The following is a 12,285-nucleotide window of genomic DNA, read 5'->3' on the forward strand; positions in this document are numbered from 1 at the left end:
CATGATAGAATTAAGACGAGCTACACGGGAGGATATCCCTATCATATTTGAATTAGTAAAGGAATTAGCACTATTTGAAAAAGCGCCGGAGGAAGTTACGGCTACTTTGGCGGATTATGAAGTTAATGGATTCGGAGAAAATCCTCTTTTTGGTTCTTATCTTGCTTTCTATCAAGGGAAATTAGCGGGCTTTGCTTTATGGTATTTTCGGTTCTCTACTTGGAAGGGGAAACGTTTTTACCTCGAAGATTTGTATGTGAAAGATGAGTTTCGCAGCTTAGGAATCGGTAAGAAATTAATTGAAATTTGCTTTGAGGAAGCTAAAATAACTAATTGTACAGGCATGATGTGGCAGGTATTGGATTGGAATACACCAGCTATTGAATTTTATAAGCAATATGATGCAAAATTCGATGGGGAATGGATTAACGTCAATGTTAATTTATAGTGAATTTCGATCAATGAAATAATATTCATTTGAATAGCGTCCTTTTGTTTTTTCAAGGATCATTTTCGCTGCGCGTTCACCCATCAATGCAAAATCATTGGAAATAACAGAAATACCTTCTGAAATGATTTCTTTTAGCGGTGTATCGTCATAGGAAATTACACCTACTTCTCGGCCAAATTTCCATTGTTTTTTCGTACACCAGTTTATCATTTTTATTAAATCAAATTCGCGGAAAACGATATAGGCTTCATTTTCTTTTATGTCCAGTTCCTCTTCTAAGTCGGGGATAATGTCATGATTCAATTCATTATCAGCACAGAATTTTGTAAACCCTTTTATTATCCCATTTGGCGTATATTGAAAACTCTTGCTGCTTAAGACCAAATTGATGGCTTTATACTTTTTAATCTTAGCGTAGCATTCTGATAATCCTTGATAAATATTGGATTCAAAATTTTGAAATAGAATAGCTGAATCTGATCCAAATTCCTTCACATCGATGTCGAGGACTAGCAACTTATCCTTGGGTATTTTCGATAAGATAGCGGAAACACTTTTGTTGAAGTGGGGCAATATGATGTAGTGATTGTATTTCCCTAAATTATCATTAATCAAATTTTCAAAAAGATTAATGTCATGGTAATGAAAGAATAGGGTATGGGTAACACCTTCGCCAAGATGCTCTAAGATATTATCCAATAATATTTCTTTATAAGGGGTTAAGGCATCCATTAATATGAATACATTTAAATTGCTCCGTGTGTCTGTTGAAGCAACGTAAAACCCCTTTCCATGATGGGATGTTATTAATCCGCGTTCTCTTAATTCATCATAGGCTTTAGTAACGGTCATTCTAGCCATGCCAAATTCACTGGCTACCACGTTAATTGATGGCAATTGTTTTCCACGCTCAAAATTACCTGAATCAATGGCATCCACGATACTATCAATCAGTTGCTGATATTTGGGCTTATTGCTGGTAGGATCGAATTGGATCATCGTTAAAGGTATTAATGAATGACAATTTGTTTTTCAATATCTTCTAAAGTTGCTCCTTTGGTTTCAGGCATCATGAATTTGACATAAGCCAATTGGAAAACCATCATGATGGCAAAAAATGCAAAGATGCTAGTTTCCCCAAGTAATGTGGTGAAGATAGGGAAGAAATTTGTGATTAAGGCAGCTAAAATCCAGTGCGTTAAGGAGCCCCAAGCCATACCTGTTGCCCGAACCGAATTTGGGAATATTTCGGAAATGAATACCCAAATAACAGAACCTTGACCAATAGCGTGTGCGGCTATAAAGGCAAAAATGTACATCGGTACCCATTCGAAGGATGAACTATAAAATGAATAGGCGATAAGACTTAATGAAATTATATATCCAATTGAACCGATATACATCAATACTTTCCGACCCACTCGGTCAATGAGGTACCAGCCAATTAAGGTGAAAATTAGATTCGCTACACCAATTCCTGCTGACTGTAATAAGGCACTCGATTTATCTAAATGAGCTTCTTCAAAAATTCGTGGTGCGTAATATAAAACAGCATTTATACCCGAAACTTGGTTGAAAAAAGAAAATAAAAATGACAATAAAAGTGGGCGATAGTATTTGTTGGTGAATATATTTTCTTTCTGAACGGATACCGATTTGTTTTCTAATATCCTTTGAATTGTGGCATCTGACTCATCATCAACTAATTCTAAGATTTTCTTTGCTCCAGCTAGATCATTACGATGTAACAACAAGAAAGTGGGACTCTCAGGTGTGAATAAGATTAGGATGGAAAATAAAAGACTTGGAAGTCCTACAATGGCCAACATATAGCGCCAATCGTTTTCACCTAAACCACTAAGAAAATAATTTGATACATATGCAATGAGTATTCCTAATACAATGTTTAATTGGAAAGAGATAACTAATTTCCCACGATGCTTTGCGGGCGCAATTTCAGATATGTAAATAGGTGCAACAACTGACGATGCTCCGATACCAAGTCCTCCTAAAAACCGAAAAATCATAAAGCTATTGACATCATTAGCTAAGGCTGCACCAATCGAGGAGATTAGAAAACTTAAGCCGATCCAAAATAAAGTCTTTTTTCGACCAAATTTATCAGCTGGAATACCTCCAAATGCCGCACCTAGGACGGTACCATAAAGTGCAGTAGCCATAGCAAATCCATGGGTCCAATCATCTAAATTCCAAAGTGTCTTGATTGTTTTTTCAACGCCTGAAATGACCGTCATATCCATTCCAAATAACATTCCGCCCAGACCAACGGTGATTGACCAAAAGATTACATGTTTATTCATTTGCTATTATTTTGACATACAATTTAATACCAAATTAGCTATATAAGGTTGTAATAAACGGACTTTTTGACTTAGGTATGTTTTTTAGAAGAGTAATATAGAAGATGTTCAGGTGAAATGTATTGTTTGAATTCTTCGATAAATTCATTTGGCTGCATTTGCTCGATTTCTTGAACAAATGTTTGTGGAGTTTTGCCAGTGAATTTTTTAAACGTATGATTAAAATGGGCCGTATCATAAAAGCCAAGGATCTCTGCCAATTCTTGATTTTTTGAGCTCTTATTTTGGGCAAAATAGGCAAGTGATTGATTAATTCGCTTAAGCTGTAAATAATCCTTTGGAGTAATACCTGTCAATTCGATAAATGATCGGGTAATTGTTTTGTATAAAGCTGCGTTAATATCCTGATCAGATTCTAGTATTTCCACAAAATGATTCAAACGCTCCCATTTCTTTATTTTTGATAGAATTAGGAGTGGAGAGAAATAAGCTTCAAATAACTGAACTCTTTCTTCGAAACTGTTTGAACCTAACAATAGCGAGTGAAAATTTTGTGGTGGTGGGATTAGAAACTTATCGATTGAGCAATTGGTATTGTTGAAATTTTTAAAGGATTCCGCTGAAAAACAAGCCAGTCCTCCTAATTTGAATTTAATGCCGAATATGTGATTTCCAACTTGATGTTTATAATAGGTTGGTAACGTATGTAGGGACTCAATTAGTGACCCGTTTATCGGCAGAAAATCTGTTGGATTTTGGACAGCACGATAAAATACATTTCCCAATGAAAAAGTGATAACAACTTGATCTTCGGGAAAAATGGTTTCTACTTCATAAGGGATATCTTCGGTGGACTCCATCTTCTTTTCCCAATAATGGTCAATAAAATTAGCTAAAATCCCTTCTGGTTTCTTATAATGTATGAGCATGGCCAAACTATTTAATATACCTGTTAGCTACCGTACTTGCACTTAAACCTAATATGATCAATAAAATTAGCGCTTTTCGTAATTCAAAAAAATCAGCTAAGAAACCAATTAAAACAGGACCAATTAGAAATCCAATATAGGCAATTGTAGATACCCCGGCAATGGCAATCGCAGGTTCAATTCTTTTTTGATTTCCTGCCTGCGAATAAATTAACGGTACTATGGTTGAAATTCCTAAACCTGTTAAAAAGCATCCGAAAATTTTAAACTCAACTTGTGACATCATTAATGTGAGAAACATTCCAATACTCACGAATAAACCATTTCCAATCAGAACATTTTTGACTCCAAATTTTTGAGAAATATAATCTCCGAGAAATCGACCAACAACCATTGCCATGGCAAATGCAGAAAATCCTATGGTTGATGGATAATTTATCGTAGTGACATTTTCTTTGAAGTACAACGTAATCCAGTCGGCCATAGCACCTTCACATAACATACCGCAAAAGGCTACCAAGGCAAGTACAAATAGGTAGCTACCGAGGTTAAGAAAAGATGATTTCGATTTAGCTTCTTGCTCTTCTTTTTTCTCATTTTTTATAAGGCTAGGATAAAAGAAGGGGATACTTACTACATTGACTGCTGCAATTATATCAAAATGAGATTGAAATGAATATCCATTTTTAGCAAGTATTCCTCCAATCATAGATCCTATCATTAACCCAATCGAAAAGACAGCATGGAAAGAAGACATGATTATTTTATTCATTTTTGCTTCCAATGCCACAACTTGAGTATTCATCGCGATATTGAGAATATCACCTGCCATTCCGAAAAAGAATAAACATGTAAATAAACTGATTGAACTATTACTAAAGCCAATCACGGGTATTATGACAATATATAAGAAGACGGCTACAATACATATGACTCTTGAATTGAACTTAGAAATAAGCCAACCGGCGATAGGTAATGAAACGAGTGAACCCAAAGGTAAACCCATCAATACGCCACCTAATTGTGCATCAGACAGCTTTAAATAATATTTAAAATCTGGAATCCGAGTGGCCCATGTGGCGAAATTCAATCCACATAGAAAAAATAAAATACCTATGCTTAGGCGGTTCTTAACTAATTCACTCATGATAATAAGCGCATTTTTACTTCTAACCATGAATTTACTCGCTCATATTCATTCAAATGCAAATTATGTGGCGCCGTAAATAGGAGAGGCGTACCTGTAAATGTTTTTAAATTTTTTTCATGATCGTCGATTAAGTAATCTGCTAAAATCATGTGTTTATGTCCACAGAATACGATATGTTGCCAACCAATAAATGGAAAATGTTTCTTCATCCAATTTAATTTTTCTTTCATCGAGTTTGGAAATTCTGTGGCAGCCGATACAATAAATACCTCATACTTTTCCATTAATGCCTGAATCACCTCAACAGCATCGGGTTTAACCGGGATATCTTCAAAAAAGCCTTCATCCCATAGAAAGTCATTATTAGCGAGGTACAATTCGTAAAAATGCTTTTTCTGCTCGTTGGTAGCATTCAATAAATTTTCATAGGTAAAATTACCTTGTACTCGTTTATTTATGTATTGAATGATTTTGACAGTTGTGTCTGCCATTACATCATCCATGTCGATTGCAATTCTTTTCATGGTTTTTACAAATAAAAAACTCCCCAAATATGGGGAGTTTTTAGTAGATATTCTAACGAGGAATTACATCATTCCACCCATTCCACCACCTGGTGCGTGTGAGTGAGGTGCTTCGTTAGCAGGCTTGTCGGCAATAACACACTCTGTCGTTAATAATAAACCAGCAATAGAAGCTGCGTTTTCTAACGCCAAACGTGTTACTTTCGTTGGGTCAATAATACCCGCCGCAATCATATTTTCATATTTATCTTCGCGTGCATTGTAACCATAATCATCTTTTCCGCCTTTAACCGCATTGATGACTACCGATCCCTCGCCACCCGCATTAGCAACAATGGTGCGTAATGGAGCTTCAACTGCTTGACGAATGATGTTGATACCTGTTGTTTGATCTTCGTTTTCGCCTTTTAAACCATCTAATGATGAAATAGCACGAATTAAAGCAACACCACCACCCGCGATGATTCCTTCTTCAACAGCCGCACGGGTTGCGTGTAATGCATCATCGACACGGTCTTTCTTTTCTTTCATTTCAACCTCAGTAGCTGCACCGATGTATAAGATAGCAACACCACCTGATAATTTAGCTAGACGCTCTTGTAGCTTCTCACGATCGTAATCCGAAGTTGTATTTTCGATTTGAGCTTTAATTTGATTCACACGATTGGTAATGTCATCCGCTGAACCTGCACCGTTAACAATTGTCGTATTGTCTTTATCGATAATGATTTTTTCCGCTTGACCTAAATATTCAATCGTTGCGTTCTCTAATTTGAATCCGCGTTCTTCTGAAATAACAGTACCTCCTGTTAGGATAGCAATATCTTCCAACATCGCTTTACGACGATCGCCGAATCCAGGGGCTTTTACCGCAGCCACTTTTAGCGCACCACGAATTTTGTTAACTACCAAGGTAGCTAAAGCTTCACCATCTACATCTTCTGAGATAATTAACAATGGACGACCCGTTTGTGCAACGCCTTCTAATACAGGTAGTAATTCTTTCATTGAAGACACCTTCTTCTCTGAAATTAAAATGAAAGGTTTTTCTAATTCAACCTCCATTTTCTCCGTATTGGTTACAAAATAAGGAGATAAATAGCCGCGGTCGAACTGCATACCTTCTACCGTCTTAACTTCCGTTTCTGTACCACGAGCCTCTTCCACTGTGATAACACCTTCACGGCCAACTTTATCCATCGCAGATGAAATCATTGTACCGATTTCATAATCGTTGTTAGCTGATACAGTAGCTACTTGAGCAATTTCATTGGAAGTAGTAATGGGACGTGATTGAGACTTTAGATTGGCCACAATGACTTCAACAGCCTTTTCGATACCTTTCTTCAAATCCATTGGGTTTGCTCCAGCTGCAACGTTTTTTGAACCAATCGTGTAAATAGCCTGTGTTAACACAGTCGCAGTCGTTGTACCATCACCCGCTTGATCAGCTGTCTTCGATGCAACTTCTTTAACCAATTGAGCACCCATGTTTTCCACTGCGTCCTCTAATTCGATTTCTTTAGCCACAGATACACCATCCTTTGTAATTGAAGGTGACCCGAATTTTTTATCAATGATTACGTTACGACCTTTAGGGCCCAAAGTAACTTTAACCGCATTTGCAAGGGTATCAACCCCTCTTTTCATCTTTTCGCGCGCTTCGCTGTCGAAATATAATTCCTTTGCCATGATATATTAAAATGATTAATAGGTTAAACTAAATTACAAAACTGCAAAAATGTCAGATTCACGCATGATTAGGTAATCCTTTCCTTCAATCGTGATTTCAGTTCCAGAATACTTGCCATACAATACTTCGTCGCCAACTTTAACTGTGATAGGTTCATCTTTCTTGCCATTACCAACAGCTACAATGATCCCTTTTTGTGGTTTTTCTTTTGCAGTATCTGGAATAATAATTCCAAATGCAGTTTTTTCCTCCGCAGCAGCAGGCTCAACAATAACGCGATCTGCTAATGGTTTGATCGTTAATTTTGACATGGTTATAATAAATTTAAGTTTTGTAAATGATAATTTCTAAATAAATAGAAATGCGTGACTACATAAACAATATGTATGCCACGCATCTTATACTGAAAAAATGTCAGCTATTTATTTTGATGTAGGAGCCGTAGCAGGGGCTGGTGCCATTGGAGCAGGAGCCGCAGGAACAGTTTTCGTAGCTGCTTTTTCTACGTTTACTGATTGAGTTGCATCTGTCGTACCATTGGAAATCGTAAAGTTTGTAACAAGTACCAATACCAATATGGCAATAGAGAAGCCCCAAGTTAATTGCTCTACTAAATCGCCTGTTTTTTGTACACCAAACATTTGAGTTGCTCCGGATGAACCAAACTCACCGCTGATACCGCCACCTTTTGGATTTTGTACCAAAATAAGGATAATCAGTAGCACTGAAAAAAGAACGATAAGTGAAATTAATAGCGTAAACATATTTATTCGGTTATATTTTGTTGTAAATCTGAAATTCGAGATGCAAAGTAAAGCCTTTTTTCAGGTTTTGCCAAGATTAATTGTTCATATATCTCGATAGCCTGTTGATATTTTTGTTGTTTTACCAAGATAATTGCAAATGTCTCTGATACGGGAGGTGTCCAAAGCTTTTCCGATAGGTCCAATGATGGTTCAAACTCGTCTCCCATGGACGTTTTTTTGGATTTAGTTAATGTTGGAAGGTTTTCTAAAAATTGATTTATGATGTCTATTTGATCGATTCCCGACTCAATGGAAGGATTCACTTCAGGAGCATCATGGTGGGTATGATAAAACTGTGTTCTTATTGGTGAACGTAAAGCAGTTTTCCTCAAAAGGCTTTTTCCTTGGTAACTATTCCAATTGAGTAGGTAAAAAAACGGATAACGATCCTGATCCTTAGTTAAGTCAGTCATCACCGATTCATTATCTCGATCAAATCGGTTCAGTAAATACCATAAACGCTGTGATTTATTCAGTTCCATTACCAATCACCTGCTATTTTATTAAACAAATCTAAAATAATTTGATCTGTCAATTTAGGAATTAATGTCTTCTCTACCTGAGATAGTGTTTGATTTTGAGGGAAGTCTTGATAAAATGAAAATTCCTGTTCAAAATTCTTCGTATCATCTAATCGATTTACGACATTAAATGATATTCTTAAGGTTAAACGATTTAAACCAGCCTTATCATCTGTAGTAGGTGCCTGGGGAGTTAATTCGTAACCAACAATCGTTCCTTCGATTAATAAGTCAGGATTTTGGTTTACCAACTTTAGCGTGGTATTTCGTTGGAAATACTCTTTTAACTTTTCATTAAAAGTAAGACTCAAATTGGTAGGACCGCCAGCAATTTCAAGACGTATATTATTAATTTGAATTGTCTTAAGATCCGCCGATAAGCTAGCGCCTTTAAAGCTGTAACAACTGTTTAGGCAAACCAATAACACGGTAAATAGGGCACTATGCCAAGTCTTCCAAATCATATTGTTTGATTTTACGATATAAGGTACGTTCAGAAATCCCCAAATCTTTGGCGGCATGTTTACGTTTATTTTTATTTTTCTTCAATGCCTTGATGATAATTTCTTTTTCTTGCTTTTCGAGCGATAAAGTTACATCCTGACTGGGTGTAATGATTTCTTCATAATTTAAATCGATAGGTTCCTCATTGATTATTGAGATAGCTTCCATGGGTTCTTCCACTCGTTGAGCGGGTAATGCAAATCCCTCGGCGGGTTTAATGTCGGCAAATAAATTCGCATTTTCATGCAAAATATCATAACTAACACCATTACCCGATTCAATAACTTTCAGTAAGATTTTTTTGAGCTCGGTAACATCGCGCTTTAAATCAAATAGAATTTTGTAAAGTATTTCGCGTTCGTTCATTCCATCTGAACTTTGAAAAAAGTCAGATTTTATGACGTTGGATTTGATTTTGGGTTCGTTAAATGCTAGATACTCTTGTAGTTTATCCTCATCAACAATTCGGTCACCTAATTCAAGGACTGAAATTTGTTCCGCCAAGTTTTTTAGTTGACGAATATTGCCTGGAAAATGTTGTTTTTGTAACAACAATTTAGCCTCATTGGTAAGTGTGATGGGTTTTACTCGATGTGATTCAGAAAAATCGGTTGTGAATTTTCGGAAGAGTAATTCGATATCATTCCCACGCTCTCGTAATGGTGGCACATAAATAGGCACTGTGCATAATCGATAGTACAAGTCTTCTCTAAATTTTCCTTTACTAATTGCGTCCTGTAAATTTAGATTGGTTGCAGCAACGACACGAGTATTGGTTTTTTGAACTTTGGAAGAACCGACGCGATAAAATTCACCATTTTCCAGGACACGCAGTAAACGAGCTTGCGTCCCTAGTGGCATTTCAGCAATTTCATCTAAGAATATCGTTCCTCCGTCAGTTACCTCAAAATACCCTTTTCGTGCCTCTATGGCTCCAGTAAAAGATCCTTTTTCATGCCCAAATAATTCCGAATCTATCGTACCCTCGGGAATAGCTCCGCAGTTGACGGCTATAAACTGGCCATGTTTACGTTTGGATAGCGTATGGATAATTTTAGAAAATGATTCCTTGCCGGAACCACTTTCACCCGTAATTAATACGGTCATATCAGTTGGCGCCACTTGTTCTGCTATCGAAATAGCATGAAGTAGGGAAGGGGCATTTCCGATAATTCCAAATCGTGCTTTTAAAGCTGTCAAGTGACTTGTTTCCATATTGCTTTAATTTACGAGTTCGCCAATTAATGTTCCGGTCGTGCTAGAAGTAATTTTCACATGAACATAGTCACCGATTTTTTCCGATCCTTTTGGGAAAACAACAACTTTATTAGAATCCGTTTTACCAAAATGGTGCTTATCTGATTTCTTGGAATTTCCCTCGACAAGTATTTTCTGAACTCTTCCAATGTATTGATTATTGCGAATTCCTGAATGCTTTCTTTGTAGTTCAATTATTTCGCTTAGTCTTCTTGATTTGACTTCGTCGGGCACATCATCTTTATATTTCTTAGCGGCCGGCGTACCTGGACGTTCGGAATAAATAAACATATACCCAAAATCGTATTGAACTTCTTCCAATAGCGATAATGTATCTTGGTGCTCTTCTTCTGTTTCTGAACAAAATCCAGCAATAATATCGTGTGAAATCCCACATTCATCACCTAATATGGTTTTTATTGCTTTGATTCTGTCTAAATACCACTCACGTGTATATGTTCGATTCATCAATTCAAGAATCCGATTACTGCCACTTTGGGCTGGCAAATGAATGTTCTTGCAAATGTTTTCATGCCGAGCCATTGTGTAAAGGACTTCATTGGTGATGTCCTTGGGATGGGATGTTGAAAAACGGATGCGCAAATCAGGATGTATTTGTGCTGTTTTTTCGAGTAATAAGGCAAAATTGATTTCTTCGCCTGTATTAGGATTTTTCCATCGATAAGAGTCAACGTTCTGGCCCAATAAATTTACTTCTCGGTAACCTTGATTAAATAATGTTTGACACTCATTTATGATTGAATCCAGATCACGAGATCTTTCGCGGCCTCTTGTAAATGGCACTACACAAAAAGAACACATATTGTCGCATCCTCGCATGATACTCACAAATGCACTTACACCGTTGGTGTGCAGTCGAACCGGTTCAATATTGCCGTAAGTTTCCTCTTTTGATAGAAATACATTGATGGCTTTTTGGCCATTTTCAATTTGTTCTAATAGATTGGGTAAATCGCGGTAAGAATCAGGTCCAGCAACTAAATCAACTAATTTTTCTTCTTCGATTAGCTTGGTTTTTAAACGTTCAGCCATGCACCCCAAAATTCCAATGGTAATTTCGGGTCTTTTGGCTTTTAACCCTTTAAATGTCTGTAATCTGTGTCGAATTTTATTTTCTGCATTATCTCGGATGGCGCAGGTATTGAGTAGGATAGTATCTGCCTCATCAATGTTGGATGTAGTTCCGTAACCTTTATCTATTAGTATGGATGTGACAACTTCAGAATCAGCAAAATTCATTTGGCAGCCGTAGCTCTCTATATATACCTTTCCCAATAAATCCGTTTGCTGATAATCTGTGGATATTCTTGGAGAATCCAATGCTTCTTTTTCCTCTGTAGATAAAACCTTTAACGCTTGCATAGATTAGTAAATCTCTAAATGACTTATAAAGTTATGACATTTTGTCAGAGAAAGCTAAATGATGTTTCCTGAATTTAAATAAATTACTTGATCAGATTGACTCGTTAATGACTCATTATGAGTTACCATAATGATTTGCTGGCCATAGTTTTCTTTTAATCGAACAAACATCTCATATAATGCGTCGGCATTTTTGTTGTCGAGGTTTCCTGTTGGTTCATCTGCCAATATTAAAGCAGGTTTGTTGATGAGCGCACGTGCAACAGCGACCCTTTGTTGTTCTCCACCCGATAATTGACTCGGAAATTTATGAATGAGGTTTTGTATACCCAGGTGATGAATGATTTCTTGAAAATAGGCTTCTTGTTCTTCGCTTATATTCTTTTCTCGAATATATAGGGGCAATTTGATATTTTCTTCGCTGGTAAACTCGCCCAATAAATTGTGAAATTGAAATACAAAACCTATGTTTTCATTTCTGAATTTAGCTAATTGATTCTCTTTTAAATCTTTGTAGGAAATATCATTTAAATGGATATCGCCATAATCCGGCATAGAGAGAAGGCCAATTAATTGGAGTAATGTACTTTTTCCGGAACCAGACGGCCCTAAGATGGAAACCAATTGACTGTTCTGAACGCTTATATTTATGTTGTTTAGAATCAATTGTGTTCCATAGGATTTGGAAATATTTTTTAATTCTAACATTTTTTTGGCTTTTTTTTAGATTTTTAAAGAGATACGAG

14 protein-coding genes are annotated in these 12,285 nt (G+C 36.5%); 1 reads left to right on the top strand and 13 read right to left on the bottom strand.

Annotation, left to right across the window (positions count from 1 at the left end; all coding sequences use genetic code 11):
- The first annotated feature begins 1 nt into the window (after position 1).
- Complete coding sequence (locus ACMH5P_RS01660) at positions 2-448, top strand: N-acetyltransferase family protein (RefSeq protein ID WP_459492575.1); 447 nt, start codon at positions 2-4, stop codon at positions 446-448.
- Here the strand turns inward: ACMH5P_RS01660 and ACMH5P_RS01665 are convergent.
- The 13 genes from ACMH5P_RS01665 to ACMH5P_RS01725 all read right to left on the bottom strand — a co-directional run bounded on the left by ACMH5P_RS01665 (position 443) and on the right by ACMH5P_RS01725 (position 12,247).
- Positions 443-1,450, bottom strand: a complete 1,008-nt coding sequence (locus ACMH5P_RS01665) for a GntR family transcriptional regulator (protein ID WP_459492576.1) — start codon at positions 1,448-1,450, stop codon at positions 443-445. The genes ACMH5P_RS01660 and ACMH5P_RS01665 overlap by 6 nt on opposite strands.
- 11 nt (positions 1,451-1,461) lie before the next feature.
- Entirely contained in the window at positions 1,462-2,772 is a 1,311-nt protein-coding gene (locus tag ACMH5P_RS01670; RefSeq protein WP_459492577.1) for a sugar porter family MFS transporter, read from the bottom strand.
- Between the two features lie 71 nt (positions 2,773-2,843).
- Positions 2,844-3,701 (bottom strand): helix-turn-helix domain-containing protein, encoded by an 858-nt coding sequence (locus tag ACMH5P_RS01675; protein WP_459492578.1) that lies wholly within the window; start codon positions 3,699-3,701, stop codon positions 2,844-2,846.
- A 7-nt stretch (positions 3,702-3,708) separates the two neighbouring features.
- Positions 3,709-4,848 carry an MFS transporter gene (locus ACMH5P_RS01680; RefSeq protein ID WP_459492579.1) on the bottom strand — a complete coding sequence of 380 codons (1,140 nt, stop codon included), beginning with the start codon at positions 4,846-4,848 and terminating at the stop codon, positions 3,709-3,711.
- The gene (locus tag ACMH5P_RS01685; RefSeq protein WP_459492580.1) at positions 4,845-5,375 is read right to left on the bottom strand and encodes a 5' nucleotidase, NT5C type; all 531 of its coding nucleotides are present in this window, start codon (positions 5,373-5,375) and stop codon (positions 4,845-4,847) included. Before ACMH5P_RS01685 ends, ACMH5P_RS01680 begins: the two co-directional genes overlap by 4 nt.
- Positions 5,376-5,438: 63 nt before the next feature.
- A complete protein-coding gene (gene groL / locus ACMH5P_RS01690) occupies positions 5,439-7,067 on the bottom strand; it encodes a chaperonin GroEL (protein WP_459492581.1) in 1,629 nt (542 codons plus the stop codon).
- Positions 7,068-7,100: 33 nt separating this feature from the next.
- Complete coding sequence (locus tag ACMH5P_RS01695) at positions 7,101-7,379, bottom strand: co-chaperone GroES (RefSeq protein WP_315575528.1); 279 nt, start codon at positions 7,377-7,379, stop codon at positions 7,101-7,103.
- Positions 7,380-7,490: 111 nt separating this feature from the next.
- Complete coding sequence (gene secG / locus ACMH5P_RS01700) at positions 7,491-7,832, bottom strand: preprotein translocase subunit SecG (protein WP_459492582.1); 342 nt, start codon at positions 7,830-7,832, stop codon at positions 7,491-7,493.
- 2 nt (positions 7,833-7,834) lie between these two features.
- Positions 7,835-8,356 (bottom strand): hypothetical protein, encoded by a 522-nt coding sequence (locus ACMH5P_RS01705; protein ID WP_459492583.1) that lies wholly within the window; start codon positions 8,354-8,356, stop codon positions 7,835-7,837.
- Positions 8,356-8,859, bottom strand: coding sequence for an LptE family protein (locus ACMH5P_RS01710; RefSeq protein ID WP_459492584.1), 504 nt, complete (start codon positions 8,857-8,859; stop codon positions 8,356-8,358). Before ACMH5P_RS01710 ends, ACMH5P_RS01705 begins: the two co-directional genes overlap by 1 nt.
- Positions 8,837-10,114: a sigma-54 interaction domain-containing protein gene (locus ACMH5P_RS01715; protein WP_459492585.1), complete on the bottom strand. Its 1,278-nt coding sequence runs from the start codon at positions 10,112-10,114 to the stop codon at positions 8,837-8,839. The genes ACMH5P_RS01710 and ACMH5P_RS01715 overlap by 23 nt, the downstream gene beginning before the upstream one ends.
- A 6-nt stretch (positions 10,115-10,120) precedes the next feature.
- Entirely contained in the window at positions 10,121-11,539 is a 1,419-nt protein-coding gene (gene miaB, locus ACMH5P_RS01720; protein ID WP_459492586.1) for a tRNA (N6-isopentenyl adenosine(37)-C2)-methylthiotransferase MiaB, read from the bottom strand.
- A gap of 54 nt (positions 11,540-11,593) precedes the next feature.
- On the bottom strand, positions 11,594-12,247 hold the full coding sequence (locus tag ACMH5P_RS01725; RefSeq protein ID WP_459492587.1) for an ABC transporter ATP-binding protein: 654 nt from the start codon (positions 12,245-12,247) through the stop codon (positions 11,594-11,596).
- Positions 12,248-12,285 lie beyond the last annotated feature (38 nt).

The sequence above is a fragment of the Aquirufa sp. 5-AUSEE-100C1 genome (assembly GCF_054558655.1).

What these genes read in the sequence shown, in the direction of transcription:
- ACMH5P_RS01725 (WP_459492587.1), bottom strand. Translation starts at nt 12,247, where the DNA reads ATGTTAGAATTAAAAAATATTTCCAAATCCTATGGAACACAATTGATT.
- ACMH5P_RS01695 (WP_315575528.1), bottom strand. Translation starts at nt 7,379, where the DNA reads ATGTCAAAATTAACGATCAAACCATTAGCAGATCGCGTTATTGTTGAG.
- secG (WP_459492582.1), bottom strand. Translation starts at nt 7,832, where the DNA reads ATGTTTACGCTATTAATTTCACTTATCGTTCTTTTTTCAGTGCTACTG.
- miaB (WP_459492586.1), bottom strand. Translation starts at nt 11,539, where the DNA reads ATGCAAGCGTTAAAGGTTTTATCTACAGAGGAAAAAGAAGCATTGGAT.
- ACMH5P_RS01705 (WP_459492583.1), bottom strand. Translation starts at nt 8,356, where the DNA reads ATGGAACTGAATAAATCACAGCGTTTATGGTATTTACTGAACCGATTT.
- ACMH5P_RS01675 (WP_459492578.1), bottom strand. Translation starts at nt 3,701, where the DNA reads ATGCTCATACATTATAAGAAACCAGAAGGGATTTTAGCTAATTTTATT.
- ACMH5P_RS01680 (WP_459492579.1), bottom strand. Translation starts at nt 4,848, where the DNA reads ATGAGTGAATTAGTTAAGAACCGCCTAAGCATAGGTATTTTATTTTTT.
- ACMH5P_RS01685 (WP_459492580.1), bottom strand. Translation starts at nt 5,375, where the DNA reads ATGAAAAGAATTGCAATCGACATGGATGATGTAATGGCAGACACAACT.
- ACMH5P_RS01715 (WP_459492585.1), bottom strand. Translation starts at nt 10,114, where the DNA reads ATGGAAACAAGTCACTTGACAGCTTTAAAAGCACGATTTGGAATTATC.
- ACMH5P_RS01665 (WP_459492576.1), bottom strand. Translation starts at nt 1,450, where the DNA reads ATGATCCAATTCGATCCTACCAGCAATAAGCCCAAATATCAGCAACTG.
- ACMH5P_RS01660 (WP_459492575.1), top strand. Translation starts at nt 2, where the DNA reads ATGATAGAATTAAGACGAGCTACACGGGAGGATATCCCTATCATATTT.
- ACMH5P_RS01670 (WP_459492577.1), bottom strand. Translation starts at nt 2,772, where the DNA reads ATGAATAAACATGTAATCTTTTGGTCAATCACCGTTGGTCTGGGCGGA.
- groL (WP_459492581.1), bottom strand. Translation starts at nt 7,067, where the DNA reads ATGGCAAAGGAATTATATTTCGACAGCGAAGCGCGCGAAAAGATGAAA.
- ACMH5P_RS01710 (WP_459492584.1), bottom strand. Translation starts at nt 8,859, where the DNA reads ATGATTTGGAAGACTTGGCATAGTGCCCTATTTACCGTGTTATTGGTT.